Annotated in this window: 15 protein-coding genes; 6 read left to right on the forward strand and 9 right to left on the reverse strand. The window is 68.6% G+C overall.

Annotated features, from left to right (window positions below):
* Nucleotides 1-6: 6 nt before the first annotated feature.
* Nucleotides 7-1,839: an AMP-dependent synthetase/ligase gene (locus OG405_RS10785; RefSeq protein WP_327151480.1), complete on the reverse strand. Its 1,833-nt coding sequence runs from the start codon at nt 1,837-1,839 to the stop codon at nt 7-9.
* A gap of 235 nt (nt 1,840-2,074) precedes the next feature.
* On the reverse strand, nt 2,075-3,574 hold the full coding sequence (locus OG405_RS10790; RefSeq protein WP_327151481.1) for a carbohydrate kinase family protein: 1,500 nt from the start codon (nt 3,572-3,574) through the stop codon (nt 2,075-2,077).
* 371 nt (nt 3,575-3,945) lie between these two features.
* Here OG405_RS10790 and OG405_RS10795 point away from each other — a divergent pair, with 371 nt between their 5' ends.
* Nucleotides 3,946-4,323: a hypothetical protein gene (locus tag OG405_RS10795; protein ID WP_327151482.1), complete on the forward strand. Its 378-nt coding sequence runs from the start codon at nt 3,946-3,948 to the stop codon at nt 4,321-4,323.
* Nucleotides 4,324-4,336: 13 nt separating this feature from the next.
* Here the strand turns inward: OG405_RS10795 and OG405_RS10800 are convergent, their stop codons facing one another.
* From OG405_RS10800 to OG405_RS10810, 3 genes are read right to left on the reverse strand one after another with little or no spacing between them, the layout of a single operon-like run.
* Nucleotides 4,337-5,413 carry a quinone-dependent dihydroorotate dehydrogenase gene (locus tag OG405_RS10800; protein WP_327152300.1) on the reverse strand — a complete coding sequence of 359 codons (1,077 nt, stop codon included), beginning with the start codon at nt 5,411-5,413 and terminating at the stop codon, nt 4,337-4,339.
* Nucleotides 5,414-5,418: 5 nt separating this feature from the next.
* Nucleotides 5,419-5,685 carry a DUF5703 family protein gene (locus OG405_RS10805; RefSeq protein ID WP_327151483.1) on the reverse strand — a complete coding sequence of 89 codons (267 nt, stop codon included), beginning with the start codon at nt 5,683-5,685 and terminating at the stop codon, nt 5,419-5,421.
* Nucleotides 5,685-6,752 (reverse strand): hypothetical protein, encoded by a 1,068-nt coding sequence (locus tag OG405_RS10810; protein ID WP_327151484.1) that lies wholly within the window; start codon nt 6,750-6,752, stop codon nt 5,685-5,687. The genes OG405_RS10805 and OG405_RS10810 overlap by 1 nt, the downstream gene beginning before the upstream one ends.
* A gap of 125 nt (nt 6,753-6,877) precedes the next feature.
* On the opposite strand from OG405_RS10810, the gene OG405_RS10815 reads away from it, so the two are divergent.
* From OG405_RS10815 to OG405_RS10825, 3 genes are read left to right on the forward strand one after another with little or no spacing between them, the layout of a single operon-like run.
* Nucleotides 6,878-7,228, forward strand: a complete 351-nt coding sequence (locus tag OG405_RS10815) for a hypothetical protein (RefSeq protein WP_327151485.1) — start codon at nt 6,878-6,880, stop codon at nt 7,226-7,228.
* A gap of 29 nt (nt 7,229-7,257) precedes the next feature.
* A complete protein-coding gene (locus OG405_RS10820; RefSeq protein WP_327151486.1) occupies nt 7,258-7,809 on the forward strand; it encodes a hypothetical protein in 552 nt (183 codons plus the stop codon).
* Between the two features lie 15 nt (nt 7,810-7,824).
* Entirely contained in the window at nt 7,825-9,972 is a 2,148-nt protein-coding gene (locus OG405_RS10825) for an MMPL family transporter (RefSeq protein WP_327151487.1), read from the forward strand.
* Nucleotides 9,973-9,975: 3 nt separating this feature from the next.
* Here the strand turns inward: OG405_RS10825 and OG405_RS10830 are convergent, their stop codons facing one another.
* From OG405_RS10830 to OG405_RS10845, 4 genes are read right to left on the reverse strand one after another with little or no spacing between them, the layout of a single operon-like run.
* Complete coding sequence (locus tag OG405_RS10830; RefSeq protein ID WP_327151488.1) at nt 9,976-10,857, reverse strand: heme ABC transporter ATP-binding protein; 882 nt, start codon at nt 10,855-10,857, stop codon at nt 9,976-9,978.
* A complete protein-coding gene (locus OG405_RS10835; RefSeq protein WP_442790692.1) occupies nt 10,854-11,951 on the reverse strand; it encodes a FecCD family ABC transporter permease in 1,098 nt (365 codons plus the stop codon). The genes OG405_RS10830 and OG405_RS10835 overlap by 4 nt, the downstream gene beginning before the upstream one ends.
* Before the next feature lie 52 nt (nt 11,952-12,003).
* Nucleotides 12,004-13,038 (reverse strand): heme/hemin ABC transporter substrate-binding protein, encoded by a 1,035-nt coding sequence (locus OG405_RS10840; RefSeq protein WP_327151489.1) that lies wholly within the window; start codon nt 13,036-13,038, stop codon nt 12,004-12,006.
* A gap of 51 nt (nt 13,039-13,089) precedes the next feature.
* Nucleotides 13,090-14,064 carry an aldo/keto reductase gene (locus OG405_RS10845; protein WP_327151490.1) on the reverse strand — a complete coding sequence of 325 codons (975 nt, stop codon included), beginning with the start codon at nt 14,062-14,064 and terminating at the stop codon, nt 13,090-13,092.
* 296 nt (nt 14,065-14,360) lie between these two features.
* Between OG405_RS10845 and OG405_RS10850 the strand changes: the two genes are divergently transcribed.
* Nucleotides 14,361-15,296, forward strand: a complete 936-nt coding sequence (locus tag OG405_RS10850; RefSeq protein ID WP_327152302.1) for an undecaprenyl-diphosphate phosphatase — start codon at nt 14,361-14,363, stop codon at nt 15,294-15,296.
* Between the two features lie 103 nt (nt 15,297-15,399).
* Nucleotides 15,400-16,101, forward strand: a complete 702-nt coding sequence (locus OG405_RS10855) for a histidine phosphatase family protein (protein WP_327151491.1) — start codon at nt 15,400-15,402, stop codon at nt 16,099-16,101.
* Nucleotides 16,102-16,106 lie beyond the last annotated feature (5 nt).

Raw genomic sequence — 16,106 nt, forward strand, 5'->3', positions numbered from 1 at the left:
CGGGCGTCATTGGGCCGGCACTTCGATCACGTCTTCGGGTGGTGGGTCCGTGTAGAGGCTGGTGATCTGCGCCGCGTATTCGGTGGCGATCGGCACCCGTTTTAGCGACATCTTCGGAGTGAGCTCAGCGCCTCCGGGTTCCCAGATCGTGTCGATGATGACGAACTTCTTGATCTGTTCGACCCGGGACAGTTTCGCGTTCCCGGCGGCGACCGCTGCCCGTACGTCTTCGATGATTTCGGGCCGGCGGGCGAGGCCCGCTATATCGGCCGCGTCGGCGTCGATCTCCTTGGCGCGTAGCGCTGCCATATCGGCGTCGAGCACGATGAGCGCGGTGATGTACGGCTGGGCGTCGCCGAGGGCGACGGCCTGCCCGATGAGCGATGAGGCTGCCTTCACCGCGTTTTCGATATTGCTCGGGGCGATGTTCTTGCCGCTCGCGTTGATGATCATCTCCTTCTTGCGATCGATGATCCGGAGGTAGCCGTCATCTGCCAGCACGCCGATATCGCCCGTGTGTAGCCATCCGTCGGCGTCCAGGGACTCTGTGGTCTTCTCCGGCATGCCGCGGTAGCCGTGGGTGACGATCTCGCCGCGTACCAGCACCTCACCGTCCTCGGCGAGCCGGAGTTCGATCCCGTCGACCGGGCGGCCTACCGAGCCGGGCCGCGGCTTGTCGAGTTCGGTGTAGGTGGCGACGCCGCTGGTTTCCGACATGCCCCAGACCTCGGAGACGCGGAATCCGAGTCCGAGGAAGAATTCGAGTGTTTCCGGTGGAATGGGGGCAGCGCCGGAGGACGCGACCCGCAGATCGCCGAGGCCGAGAGCGGTGCGTATCTTGCCGAGCAGTAGCTTCTCGGCGACGCGGTGTTGCAGGTTCAGCAGCGGTCCGCGCCCGGTGCCGGCGAGGTCGGCTCTGGCGGCGGCGATTCCGGTGGCCAGCGCCCAGTCGGCGATTGCTTTCTCGGCGCCGGTTTCGGCGGCCAGTTTCGCCTCGACTCCGCCCTTGATTTTCTGCCAGACACGAGGGACGCCGAAGAATACGGTCGGCCGCGCATCCGGTAGTGCGGACGCGATCTCCCGGGGATCAGGGACGGTGGTGATCTGGATACCGGTGACGAGGTTGATGGCGTGCCCGGATATCCGGTCGGCGACGTGCGCCGCGGGCAGGTAGGACAGTGCGCGGTCGTCGAGTCCGACGTCCATGGGCCCGCTGTTGAGTGCGGTGATCTGGGCGAGCACATTCCGGTGGGTGAGCTCGACGCCCTTGGAGGGCCCGGTGGTGCCGGAGGTGTAGATGATGGTGACCAGGTCGCCGGGTTCGACGGCCTGCCACGCCGCGTCGAAGTCGAAGTCGGGATCGGGGTGGGTCTCCAGTTCGGTGAGGGATACGGTGCCCTCCGCGGGACCGTCGACGACCACGATGTGGTCGAGGGGTATACCCGCGGCGTGGATGGTGTCGAGGAATTGCTGTTCGGTGACGACGATCTTGTTTCCGGCGTTGGTGAAGGCGTGTGCGATCTGTTCGGGCGAGCAGGTGTTGTAGACGGAGAACGGGGTGGCGCCGACGTGTAGGGCCGCGGTGTCGAGGAGGTTGAATTCGGGGCGGTTGGTGAGCATCACGCCGAGGGTGTCGCCGCGGTGGAGTCCGAGTGCGGACAGTCCGGCGGCGAGCACGCGGACCCGGGCGCCGTATTCGCGCCAGGTGATCTGCTGGGTGTCCCCGACGGTGCGGAGAGCGACGCCGTCCGGGCGGAGGGTGAGGGTCTGCTGGAAGGCGGCGGGCACAGTGTCGACGAGGGTGCCTGTGTGGTGCCGGTAGGCGATGTCTGTGGTCATGGTCCGATCCCGGTGCTGGATGTGCCCGCGGACACGTGTACTACCGGTGCCGCCGGAGACGGTCGGCCGCAGGAGTGATGTGTATCACTATGTTACCGGGGGTTCGGGGTCCTGTACGGCGAATTGCCTGCGTGGGCGCCCGCAGCGTAGGTCTCGGCGGCCTCGGAGTGGCATTCGGAGGTATGGTCAGCGGTCGCGATTCGGTACACGTCGCCTCGTGTGGCGCCTATCGAGATCAGTGTTTTTCGGATGTCAGGCGAATGATTCGGTCCACCTCGTCGACCGTCGGCATTGTGCCGGGAATGTCCCCGGCGAAGGATTGTGTCGCGACCATGGCGGCGGTTGCCCACGCGAAGTCGTGTTCGTTCACTGAACGGCGCGCTGGATCTGTCGTTTCCCGCTCGGGGGTGTTCGAGAGCAGGCGGTAGATGAGTGCGCCGACAAAGGCGGACCGTGAGCCCGGAATATCGGTGAGTGCGGCGGCCTGCATACGGGGGATATCGAGTGCCAGCTGATCGGAGCGCACAGTGCAGCCGAAGTCCTCGACGACGCAGACGGCTCGGGCGCCCAGCATGCGCAGTTGCTCCGCGATATGTGGGCCGGAGCGGGCGGGTACCTCCGGGACGAGGTAGTCCAGTTCACGAAGGGATCCGATCAAGTAGTCGACAGAGGACAGATAGCGGTAGAGGACCTGTGGGGTATCGACCTTCGCCGAGGTCACGAGCACCGGTGGTGGGTCCGCCAGGGCTTGGACTGTTGCCAGTGCCTGTTCGATGACCGGCAGTGGGGGTTCGAGGGTGATGAGGACCGCGTCGGAATCGGCGAGGGCGGATCGGACGAGTGGAGCGGTGAGTTCTGTGTCGGTCAGCCGATTGCGATCATCGGCGCACGCGATGGTGCCGGTGATCCCTGTGCGGCTCACGATCAGCGCAGTGATCGGCGTGGCCGCGTTCGGTACCACTCGCACCAATGATGTATCGATGTTCTCGGAGCGTAGGTAGTCGAGGATCCGCCTGCCGCCCTCGTCGTCGCCGACCGAGGTGATGAATCGGACATCTATTCCCAGACGTGCTGCGGCGACAACACAATTCAAGCCTTTGCCGCCGGGGTTCGCAGTGAAGCGACCGCGGGCGAAACCGCGGGCGTCGGGGATGGTGTCCACCTGGTAGACGTGGTCGATCACGGCGTCGCCGATGACGGTGAGGGTTCCTGTTTGTGCTCGTGCGGGGATGCGACCGTAGCGGTCGTCGGTGTGAACGGTCCCGGTGACCAGGAGTGCGGCCAGTGCTGTGAAGGCCCGGCGTTCGGGGGTCGCGCGGAGGGAACGAACCGTGGGAGCGGGGGGGATCGGGTCCGCGGCGGCGAGTCGGTGCAGCCTGCTCCAGTGTGCGGAGAGGTATTCGCGGCGGGCGCCGAGGTCTTGGGAGTAGAGCGCGGACAGATCGGTCTCGCCCGGATCGGATTCTCGGAGCAGCCCCAATGACAATTCGGCGTCGGTGATCACGCGATGGGTAGGTGGCAGTCGCCGAGCGTGCTCGCGTACGACGGGGAGGACGGCTTGGCGGCGGGTGGTGCTGTGTTCCTCCGCGTATCGCTTCACGGCGGGCAGGTCGAGGAGGGGGTTTATGTCGATCTCGGTCGTTCGCAGCCGGTCCGCGCTGAGGCCGGAGCGTTTGCACAACCTGGTGAGGATATTGCGGATCGCGACGATGGCCGTGTCGTCGTGGGGGACCATATGGCTCGCCTTCCTGGTGTTCCGTCGCCGGCCGGGTTTCGACACGTTCGGTATTGGCAATAACCATAATGCAAAGGGCGTTTGACATACGCATTGACCGAGGTGGTGTCAAATGACAGACTTGAAGGGAGTTTTCCCTCGGTCAAGAGGAACGGGAGGGCCTGGTGATCGCAGTTAGGAAATCCCTGTCAAGAGGGCGTCGAGGCGAAGCACGACGAGGTATCGATCGTGTGAGTGCGGATCCGGAGCCGTCCTCCGCGAAGGCGCGCTGAGCGCCCCGCCGATTCGTCGTTCATCCCCGACGGCAGCGATTGCCGTGCCGGCCGATTCTCCGGCCCGGTCTCGGTGCCGAGCCCCTCTAGGAGGCAGCTGTGACCATCCACATCACCGACTGGCTGATGACCAGTGCGATTTCCCCCGAATTCGCCGAGCGCGTGCAGACACGGCACGGGTCCTGGTGGCAGTTGAGCTGGTTGCCCGGCCGCTATCTGTCGTTCGACCAGGCCTACGCAGGTATGGCCGTGGACGAGACCTTGTCCGATCCCGCGCTGATACACGACGAGCCGGCACTGGCCCGTGCGGTGGCGTCGGTGGACCTGATGGGCCTCGTGTGGGAGCAGGTGATCGTGCTGCTGGCGCAACGGGTGGAGGCTCGGCTGCTGGAAGCCGAGTTCATGAACGATCGGATCGCGCCGGGCGCGTCCTATCGGGATGACCCCGGCGCGGTCCGCAGCGGAACCGCTGCGTGAGTGCCCCGTCCGTTCAGCGGTGTGCGGCGTGGCCGGCGCCGACGGCGTCGGCCAGGCTGCGGTAGCCCCCAGCTCGCAGTTGTGCGGCGATTCCCCGATGTATGCGCCGGGCCCACAGCGGTCCGCCGTAGATGAATCCGGTGTAGCCCTGAAGGAGGGAGGCGCCGGCGAGGATACGTTCCCAGGCCTGCTCGGGGGTTTCTATTCCGCCTACGGAGACCAGGACGAGCCGGTCGCCGACTCGGGCGTACAGCCGCCGCAGCACTTCGAGAGCGCGGTCGGCCACCGGTGGGCCGGACAGCCCACCGGCCCCGATCGCGGCGACCTGCTCGGGGTCGCTGGCGAGCCCGCTGCGGCCGATGGTGGTGTTGGTGGCCACGATCCCGGCGACACCGAGTTCCACGGCGAGATCGGCGGCCGCGTCGATATCCTCGTCGGAAAGGTCGGGCGCGATCTTGACCAGAACCGGCACCCGCACGCTGTCGAGGACGGCGGTGAGGACCGGGCGCAGAGATTCCACGGCCTGTAGGTCGCGCAGTCCCGGGGTGTTCGGAGAACTGACGTTGACGACCACGAAATCGGCGAGCGGCCCGAGCAAGCGGGCGCTGGTGGCGTAGTCGTCGGCAGCATGCGCGGCGTCGACCACTTTGGTTTTGCCGATATTCGCCCCGATCGGCACGGTCGTCGTCCGGGTGTGGAGGCGGGCGGCCGCGGCGGCGGCGCCGTGGTTGTTGAACCCCATCCGGTTGATCAGGGCCCGGTCGGCGGGGAGCCGGAACAGGCGGGGCTGCGGGTTGCCGGGCTGGGCGGCGGCGGTAACGGTGCCGATCTCGGCGAATCCGAAACCGAGGGCGCCCCAGGCATCGACTCCGGTGGCGTCCTTGTCGAATCCGGCGGCCAGGCCGAGCGGGGTCTCGAATTCGATTCCGAACGCGGTCGTGCGCAGGATGGGGTCGTCCACGCCGAACAGGCGGTGCAGCAGGGCTCGGGTGGGGGCGAGGGCGGTGGCCGCTCGGATCACGCCGAAGACGATCCGGTGGATGCGTTCCGGGGGGAGCAGGAACATGACACGGAGCAGTAGTCGGTACAGCACGCTCATAGCTCCGCGGAATGCCCGGCGGGGCCGGCGAGCGCGGTCTTGCGGCGGCGTAGCAGGACGCGGCGGCTGCCGTCGGTGTAGGCGCGGACGCGGGAGAGCTCCCAGCCGCCGTATTCGGCCTGGATCGCCAGCCGCATGGAGGCGGTGACCCGGGTGACGTCGGGCGGCAGGCGCAGCGGTACGTACTCGTAGTCTTCGCTGCTGGTGTCCCAGGTGGCCGGGAGCGTGGTGCGCGAGGTCGCGCCACGTCGAGTGGATGCCATCACTGCCCTCTCTTGCGCTGGTCCGCGGGGATGCGCTGCAGACCCGGTTCGGTCGCGGAGCCGATGTAGAGATCGCCGGTCGCGTCGTCGACGGTGACCGCATTCGGCTGCCGGACGGTGGAGTACCGGCCCACCTCGCGCGGTGTTCCCGTCGACAGGTCGTAGCCGACGATCTCGTTGCTCTGCGTGCACGTCGCCCATACGGTGTCAGAACGCCGGTCGTAGGTGAGTGCGTAAGGCGACGATCCTACCGGGTAGCGCTGGCGCAGGACGAGCGGATCGGTGGTGAACACCAGGAGTTGGCCGCTGTCCGGATCAGTGACCACAACCCGGTCGTAGGGGGCTTCGACGAGGTTCGCGGCGCCGAAACCGGCCCGCAGCGCGAGCCCGAGCCGCTCGTATCCGGGCGATATCTCGGTGAGCAGGGTCTGGCGGCGGTCGAGGACGGCGAGGGCGTCGCCGGTGAGGGCGATGGTGTCGGCGGAGACCAGACCGGACACTGTCTGCCGGACTTCGCCCGTCCGGTCGAGAACTACGACGCGGCCGTCGGCGGTGCCGGCGATGAGGGTGCCGTCGGGCCGGGACCGCACACTGCGCAGGTCCCCGTCTACCGGGATGCGGGTGAGGGCCCGGGTCGCGGCGTCGATGCGCAGTATCGCGCCGTCGGTGGCGGCGAGGATCTCACCGGGGGTTCCCGCGGCGATCGTGGTGGCGGGCGTGGGGAGCCGCACTTCCTGGGTGGTGGGGGGTTCGGTGGCCGGGGTGAAGAGGACGAGGGTGGTCCCGGCGGTGTCGAGTCCGGCGAGTTTTCCGCTGCCGGGGTCGCTGACGAGAGCGGTGAGCGGAGCCGGGGCGGGATACACCTGCCCGGCGGGCTCGGTGGTGACCGGCGGTGATACCGCCGGCGTCGCGGGTTCGCGGGTGGGTACATCGCCGGGTCCCGGCTCGGAGTCGCCGGAGCAGCCGGTCAGCAGGACCGCGGCGGCGAGCAGTGTCGCGGCGACGGTAACGCGAGGGCTGCGGCGCCGGACCCGTTGCGTTGTGTCCGGAAACGACCGATGCTGCATTCGATCATCTGATCACGACGGGGTTGACCGCGGTGGCAGCGGGGTATGTGGGGTGTCGGCAGCCGGGCTCAACTGTGGGCCGGGTTACCGTACGGATCAGACGGTGCGGAGGTCAGGAGTTGACGATGCACGAGGTGCCGGGTTTTTCCGCCGACGAGGTGACCACGGGCCCGTTCGCGCACGGATTCGGTCATACCGGTGACGGGCGGACTTTCGCGTTCCGCACGGTGCGGGCGACGCTGCGGCTGGAGGTGTACCGACCGGATCTCGATCAGGAGGAGGTGCCGGGCGCCGAGGATGTCGTCGCGATCGCGGAATCCCATGTGACCGATACCGATCTCGACGATGTGCGCAGTGTGGTGGCATTGGTGCGTGACCTGCTCCCCGCGGCCCAGCCGCCGCCGCGGGGCCGTAATGTTCCGACCGTTCGGGCGCTGCTGGCCCGGATCGGGTCGGTGATCGAGGGTATGCAGTGAATGATGGTTTTCAGGACGCGATGCGGCACATGCCTGTTTCCCGGCTGGTGCGCGGAGTGCGCGCCGGATTCATGTCACTCGTGATTCTGCTCGTGGTGGCGGTGTCGGCCACCGGCTGCGGGTCCGGGGTGGACGAGGAGGCGGTGGCGTCGGCGCGAGCATCGGCGAAGGCCGCGTTGTCCGCGTCCGCGTCGGCGACGTCGCGGGAACTGGCGGCGCGGGCGTTGCCGACGGCGGCGGAGTTGGACGGCCAGATCAAACGGGCGCTGGACCCGGCGCTGCCGGATGCGGAGCGTATCGCGCTGATCGAGGACGGGGAGGCGTTCGCTCAGGCTATCCCGGATATGTACAAGGCGTTGCAGGACAATCCGCGGGCGGTGTACGGGGTGACCGACCCGGTGTTCGACAACCACGACGGGACGGTGACCGCGACAATGCGGTTGGACAAGGACGGTTCCGGGACCGCGGTCCGCACCACGGTGGTGCATTTCATCTTCCTCGACGGCTCGTGGAAGCTGTCGCGAACCGATCTGTGCGGGATCCTGCGGTCGGCCGATTACCGAACTGCGGCGTGCGGCTAGGCGGGACCTGCGGAGATGCTCACGGCGGGGACTTACCGGTGGGGTCGTTTCGTGTACCGGCATCGGGTCGCGATGCTCGCGCTGTTCCTGTTCCTGGTGGCGGTATCGGGTCTGTACGGCCGCGATCTAGCGGACCGGCTGACCCAGGAGGGCTGGTTCGACGAGTCGAGTGAATCGGTGGCCGCGTCGAAGTTGGCCGATACGACGTTCGGTCGTGACACCGACAGTGACGTGATCGCCCTGTACACCGCGCCGCCGGGCCGTACGGTGGACGATCCGCAGGTGCGGGCGGCGGTGACCGCGCAGCTGGCCGGTCTGCTGCGGGAACATCCCGGCGAGGTGCTGCGCATCGACAGTTATTGGGACACTGCCTTGTCGGGGCAGTTCGCCGACGCTTCCCGCACCCATGCGTTCGCCAGTATCGGCCTGCGGGGCGAGGGTTCGGTGACCGTCGACAACTATCAGGCGATTCTCGGCGATCTGGCGTCGGACGGCCCGGGTACCGGCCCGGCGGGGACGACCGTGCAGGCGGCGGGGTTGCAGCCGGTGGTGGAGGGAATCAACACCGGGATGCAGGACGATATCCGGCGGGCGGAGATGATCGCGCTTCCGCTGGTCGCGATCCTGCTGTACTTCGTGTTCGGCGGGGTGGTGGCCGCGTCGCTGCCGGTGCTCGTCGGCGGGATGACGATTCTGGGAACCCAAGGCATCATGCGGATGCTCACCGGCTATATCGACGTCAATGTTTTCGCCAGCGCGGTGGTGACACTGGTGAGTCTCGGCTTGGCGATCGATTACGGCCTTTTCACCGTGACCCGGTTCCGGGAGGAGCTGGCGGCCGGACGCAGTGTGGAGGAGGCGGTGGCGCGGACGGTCGCCACGGCCGGCCGCACGGTGCTGTTCTCGGCGGCGATCATCGCGGTCAGTCTCGGCGCGCTGTTCATCTTCCCGAATGGGGTGTTGCGGTCGGTGCCCTACGGCGGGATCAGTTCGGTACTGCTGGCGGCTGTGTTGTCGGTGACCGCACTTCCGGCGATGCTGGCGGTCGCGGGTACGAAGATCGATCTGTGGCAGTGGCGGCGGTTCGCGCGGGCGAGTACGGAAGCCGAGATCGACCGGGGCATCTTCTCCCGGCTGGCTGTATGGGCGATGGCGCGGCCGTGGGCGGTGATCGTTCCGGTGGTGCTGGGCCTGCTGTTGCTGATGGTGCCGTTTCGGTATATCGAGTTCGGGGGTCTGAGCGAAAAGTATCTGGCACAGGACAATCCGGCGCGGGTGGCGCAGGAGGATTTCGACGTGTTGTTCCCCGGTTTCCGGACCGAGCCGTTGCGTCTGGTGGTGACCGGTGCGGATGCGTCGCAGCTGAGCGATATCCGTATCCAGGCGAATGCGACCCCGGGGTTGACCGGCCCGTTCGAACCGGCGGCACCCACCCGGGACGGTATCAATGTGCTGGAGGCGGGCCTTGTCGATGATCGGGCCGCCGATACCGCGATCGCGGTGCTGCGCGGTATCGAGGAACCCGACGGTGTGCGGGTGATGGTGGCCGGGGTACCGGCGCTGGAACGCGACAGTATCCACGGGCTGCTCGACGGACTGCCGCTGTTGGCGGCGATTCTGGTGGCGGCCGCGCTGGCGTTGATGTACGCGGCGTTCCGGTCGCTGATCCTGGCGGTGAAGGCGGTGGCCATGTCGGCGCTGGGCCTGGGCGCCACCCTGGGCATCCTGACCTGGATTTTCGTTGAGGGGCACGGGGCGGAGCTGTTCGATTTCACGCCGGGCCCGCTGATGTTCGCCGTGCTGGTGCTGATCGTGACCGTGGTGTTCGGGTTGTCGACCGACTACGAGGTGTTTCTGCTGTCGCGGGTGGTGGAGGCGCGGGCCGCCGGGGCCGACCCGCCGGAGGCGATCCGCTACGGGATCGCGCACACCGGTGGGGTGATCACGTCGGCGGCGGCGATCCTGATCGTGGTGACGGGCGCGTTCGGGTTCTCGGAGCTGGTGATGATGAAGTACATCGCCTACGGGATGATCGCGGCACTGGTGCTGGACGCTACGGTGATCCGGATGCTGCTCACCCCGGCCGTGCTGAAACTCGTCTGGCGGCCGGGCCGGTCGATGTCCGCCACCGCTGAGTCACGTTGTGGCGATCGGGTTCGGTGACATTCAGCCGCGCGCCCGGCGGGCGGGCAGGACCAGTTGCGCGCCGGTACCGGGATGGTCGAGAACCTCGACCGGGTATCGATAGACGCGGCTGAGGAGCTCGCTGGTGAGGATCTCGCGCGGTGGCCCGGCGGCCGCGACCCGTCCGGCGTCGAGGACGGCGACACGATCGGCGTAGGCGGCGGCCGACGCCAGATCGTGCAGAACCACCACCACCGCGGCACCGGCGGCGGCACGTTCGGCGGCGAGAGTGAGCACGGCCTCCTGATGTCCCAGGTCCAAGGCGGCGGTCGGTTCGTCCAGCAGCAGGGTCGTGGTGTCCTGCGCCAGTACCCGGGCGAGCGCCACCCGGGCCCGTTCACCCCCGGACAGGCTCGGGAACGCGCGGCCGGCGAGATGGGTGCTGTCGGTAGCTGCCATGGCGGCGGCGATGATCTCGTGGTCGCCCGCGGCGCGCGGGGTGCGCTGCCAGGGCGCGCGACCCATCGCGATCACCTCGGCGGCGGTGAACGGGAACCCGACGGTGTGGGATTGGGGCAGTACGGCGCGGCGGCGGGCCATATCGATCGGTGTCCACCGGTCGAGCGGGCGGCCGTCGAGTTCGACACTGCCGTGCCCGGCTTCCAGTTCACCGGCCAGCACCGCGAGCAGCGTCGATTTCCCGGCACCGTTCGGGCCGACCAAGGCCACGACCTCACCGGCCGAGACCTCGAAATCGACCCCGTCGAGTACCCGTCGGGTCCCGCCGCCGCCCCCGTGCCGGTCCAGCGTGACCCCCCGCGCCCGCACCGTGACGCTGCCCGTCTCCGGCGTGCGGGGCAGTTCGTGGGCGCGGCGCAGCAGCCCGGTGAGGCCGCGGCGCAGTGGGGTCGGGGCGGTTGTCATGCCCAGCCTCCCGCTCGCGCCCGCGTGCGACGCAACAGCCAGAAGAAGAACGGGGCGCCGATGAGCGAGGTGAGCATGCCCAGCGGCAGGTCGGCATTGTCGACCAGGGAGCGTGCGGCGACGTCGGCGGCGAGCAGCACCACGGCGCCGAGGACGGCGCTGACCGGGATGAGGGCCCGATGACCCGGCCCGACGATCATCCGCACCACGTGCGGGACGATCAGGCCGACGAACAGGATGATGCCGGTGAACGCCACCCCCGCGGTGGTGAGCACCGCGACGATCACGATCACCGTGCGCCGGAGCCGTTCCACGTCGACACCGAGATGGCGGGCCGCTGATTCCCCGAGCGCGAGTAGATCCAGCCGGGGTGCGACGAGTACCGCGGCGGCGACTCCGGCGGTGGTGAGTACCGCGACGATCGTGACCGCATCCCAGGTGGCGCCGTTGAGGCTGCCGAGCTGCCAGAACACGATCTGGTCGCGGGCGGCGGGTGAGGCGACGAACAGCAGTAACGCGATGAGCCCGCCGGCGAAAGCGTTGATGGCGACACCGGTGAGTACGAGGGTCACCACCTCGGTGCGGCCGCCCGATCGCGACAGCATGTACACCAGCGCCGTGGTGACCAGTCCGGCGGCGAACGCGGCGGCCGCGACCGACCAGGCGGCGACGAATGCCCCGCCGAATACGATCACGGTCCCGGCACCCACCGCCGCACCCGCGGACACGCCGATCACGCCCGGTTCGGCGAGTGGGTTGGCGAACACGCCCTGTAGTAGTGCACCGGCGGTGGCGAGGGCGGCCCCCACCAGGATGGCCAGCACGACCCGCGGGAACCGGACCTCCCAGAGCGTGACCTCCCCGGCTGGGTGTGTGGGCATGGGCCCCCAGTCCAGTCCGATGCGGTGGGCGACGCTGCCGGCGACCTCGGCGGGAGTGGTCGGTACCTGCCCGATGGCGGCGGAGGCCAGCGCCAGCGCCACCAGCACCACCGTGGCGATTGTGAAGGCGAGGACGGCCCGGCGTTGCGGATGACCGGTGGCCGGGGGAGGTGGTTCATCCAGCTCTACGGTCACGCTGTCCCCATCGCGCATGAGCGAGGGCCCTGCGGAGTTACGCTGCGCTGCCCCTCCGGGCCCGACTCGCTCATGCGCCGGTTCGGCCGTAGACGGCGTCGGACAGGGCGGAGATGACGCGGCCGGTGTTCGGGCCGAACGACAACAGCACCGCGTCGGACATGTCGATGATGCGTTTGTCGCGCCCGGCCGGAGTCTGCGCGATCCCGGGGATCTGCACGATTCCGTCGACCCCGCCGATCGATTTCATCCCGTCGGTCATGACCAGCAGCACATCCGGGGATGCTGCGATCATGGCTTCACTGGTGATGGCGGTGAACGGTTCGGTGAGCCCGGCCTGCTGTCCGGCGTCCTCGGCGTGCAGCGCCGCGATGAGCGCGTCGGCGCCGGAGCCCGGCCCGGCGAGCATGGTGATCGCGCTGGATCGCAGGTACAGGAACGCGATCCGAAGCCGCGGGTCCGGGGCGGGTACCGCGGCGCTGGCGGCGGTGATCTCGTCGCTGGTGCGCTGCCCGAGTTCCTGTCCGCGCTGCGGTACTCCCAGAGCGGCGGCAACCGCTTCGATCTGCGGGACCACGCCCTCCATGGTGCGTTCCGGGTCGAAATAGACGACGGTGATCCCGGTGGCGCGCAACTGTTCCCGGACCGCCGGGGAAGCGCTGGTGGTGTCGGTGAGGAACACGCTGGGCCGTAACGCGAGGATCGATTCGACGTTGAGTGCGCCGTTGCCGCCGGTGACGTTCGGCAGATGAGAAACGGCGGGGAACGATGCGGCGGTGCTGCGGCCCACCAGGTTCTCGCCCAGACCGAGCGCCCATACGATCTGGGCGAGGGTGCCGTACCGGTCGGCGGCGACGATGCGGCTCGCGTCGGTGACGGTGACATCGGTGCCGTCGAACGAGCGGACGGTGGCCGGCAGGACCGGGGTGGGTGCCGGGGTGATGGGCACCGGGTCGAGGTTGTCGAGGGCCGCGGTCGCCGGGCCCTGTCCCGTGGCGCCGGCCGGTTCGGCGCTGTCGCATGCCGCGGTGAGTACGAGTAGACCCGCCGCGAGTCCGGCCAGCAGTGCGCGCGCCCGTCCGGATCGGACCCGGTGATACCTCATGAAGGCAAGGCTAATCCGTACGGGTGTGTGTGGTGAGTGCCCGCCCCCGGTCTACGGGGTGGAGCTCACATCGTCGAGGGCGGCGGCGATCGCCCGGGGCAGTTCCAGCGTCTCGGCGGCCAGCACCCCGGTGAGCTGACCCATATCGCGGGCGCCGACGAGCATGCTCGCGACCCCGGGCCGGTCCCGCACCCATGCCAGCGCGACCGCCAGCGGTGAGGTGGCCAGCCCGTCGGCGGCGGTGACGAGAGCATCGACCACGGCGGTGGCGCGGTCGTCGTCGAGACGGCCGCGGATCTCGGCGGCGGTGGCCTCGTCGGCGGCGCGGGAATCGGCGGGGACACCGTCGCGGTACTTGCCGGTGAGGATGCCGCCCGCCAGCGGTGCGGTGGCCACCAGTCCGGCGCCGTGGTGTGTGGCAGCGGGCGCCGTATCGTCCTCCGCGCCGCGGGTGAGCAGCGAATACGGGGTCTGCACGGCGGTGATCGGGCTGACCGCGGCGAGGCTGGCCAGCTGCCAGGCGGTGAATCCGCGGACCCCCGCGTACCGGGTTCTCCCGGAGCTGACCGCGTACTGCAGGGTGGCGGCGATCTCGTCGAGCGGGGTGCCGGGGTCCCAGGTGGTGACCTGCCACAGGTCGAGGTGGTCGGTGCCCAGTTCCAGCAGGGTGCGGTCGAGTTGCCGGAGCAGGGTGCGCCGTGAGCAGTCGACGGTGATCCGGGCCTGCCCGTGGGGCGGCGGGTCGCTGCCGACGGGAACCGAGGGCAGATGCGGTACCAGGCCCGCGCCCGCGCACAGGACGAGTTCATCGCGTGACACCAGATCACCGAGGAGGTCGGCGAGGATCCGTTGCGCGGCCCCACCGGTGTAGGCGGGTGAGGTGTCGACGAGGGTGCCGCCGGATTCGGCGAACGCGATCAGTTGCGCGGCGGCGGTATCGGGGTCGGTATGGCTACCCCATGTATGGGTGGCCAGGCCGATTCGTGAAACCCGCAGCCCGCTGCGGCCGACGGTGCGCTGTTCCATCACCGAGTCCCCGTGTCCGGCATGAGCGTGTGGGGCCCGGAGGTGGTCAGAAGACACGGCACGGTTCGACGTTTCCTCACGGCGTCCAGCCTAGAGCGTGTTCGCGCGGAGGCGGTCCGCGACGAACCGTCCGCGCGGCGTGTCCGCCGCGCGAGTGGCCGCCGAGCAGGGCTTGGCGCGGGCACTGTAGGGTCGCTGCCGGTCGTCGCCGTGCCCGGCTGCGTCCGGGGTGCCGTAAGACCGAAGGCGGAGCGGGTTTTCGGCGTTGTACAGGAGGACGTGTGGTTGGCGAGTCGATGACCTGGCTGCAGGCGTTGGTGCTCGGATTGGTGCAGGGTTTGACGGAGTTCCTTCCGGTTTCGTCGTCGGGGCATCTGCGGATCGTGTCCTCGGTGTTTTTCGGTGATGACGCGGGCGCCTCGTTCACCGCGGTCACTCAGCTCGGAACCGAGGCCGCGGTCCTGCTGTTCTTCGCCAAGGACATCTGGCGAATCATCTGTGTGTGGTGCGCCACCGTGTTCGAGAAGCTGACCGTGCGTTCCCGGGAGAACGTGCCGGTCAGCGAAATGGTCACCACCAAACTTCCGGTCGTCACCGGATCGGGCCCCGCCGGATACGACCCCGGCGCCGAGGCGCAGCGCGAACTCGATTACCGGATGGGCTGGTATGTGATCATTGCCACCATCCCGATCGGCGTGCTGGGGCTGGTCTTCAAGGATCAGATCCGTACCGGGGCCCGCAATCTGTGGTTGGTGGCGATCATGCTGATCGTGTTCGCGCTGGTGATCGCGGCGGCCGAACATTTCGGCCGGAAAGAGCGGCCGCTGGAACAGCTCACCACCCGCGACGGTCTGGCGATGGGTTTCGCGCAGTGCCTGGCACTGATCCCCGGTGTGTCCCGGTCGGGTGCGACTGCCAGCGCGGGCCTGTTCCTCGGTCTGAAACGTGAGGCGGCGGTTCGGTTCTCGTTCCTGCTCGCGATACCGGCGGTGACCGCGTCCGGACTTTTCAGTCTCCCGGACGCTTTCGAACCCGCGGGTGAGGGCTTGAACGCGTCGGGCGCGCAGTTGCTGGTGGCGACCCTGGTTTCGTTCGTCGTCGGCTATGTGTCGGTGGCGTGGTTGCTGCGGTTCGTGGAGAAGCATTCGTTCTACTGGTTCGTCGGCTACCGGATCGTGCTGGGGTTCGTGATCATCGGCCTGCTCGCGGGCGGAGTCGTGTCGGCCACATGATCGGTACCGGTATGGGCCCGGTGGTGGCCCGGTGCGTGTTCGCTCCAGTCGTGCGAAGTCTTGCGGATGGGCTGGGCCCGACTGCGCCCATTAGGCTGGCCGCATGACGGTGATCCTGCTGCGACACGGTGTGTCGACGTCCAATATCGGAGGCACTCTCGCCGGTCGCAGTTCCGGTGTGGAACTTACCGACCGCGGTGGTGAACAGGCCCGCGCCGTCGCCGACCGGCTCACCGGCCTGCCGATTTCACGGATCGTGACCTCCCCGCTGCTGCGCTGCCAGCGCACGGTATCGCCGCTGGCAGCCGAACTCGGTCTGGAACCGGTGGTCGACGACCGCCTCGCCGAGGTCGACTACGGCGAGTGGACCGGCCGCAAGATCCGGGACCTCCTGCAGGAACCGCTGTGGCAGGTGGTGCAGCGGCATGCTTCGGCTGCGGTGTTCCCCGGTGGCGAGGGGTTGGCGCAGGTGCAGGCGCGGGCTGTTTCGGCGATCCGGGAACACGACCGGGCATTGGCCGAACTGCACGACGGGGACCAACTGTGGGTGGCCTGCACCCACGGTGATGTGATCAAGTCGGTGCTCGCCGACGCGCTCGGGATCCACCTCGACGGCTTCCAGCGGATCATGGTCGAGCCCGCTTCGCTGAGCGTCATCCGCTACACCCGCACCGCGCCGTTCGTCACCCGGATGAACGACACCGGTGCGGACCTGTCCGGTCTGGCGCCCGCGCCGAAGGCCGAATCCGGCACATCGGGACCTGTGCCCGGCGGGGAGATCGGTGCGGGAAGGAAAGACGGATAATGGGT

Origin of the sequence: Nocardia sp. NBC_01329 (assembly GCF_035956715.1) — a bacterium.
Taxonomy (GTDB): domain Bacteria; phylum Actinomycetota; class Actinomycetes; order Mycobacteriales; family Mycobacteriaceae; genus Nocardia.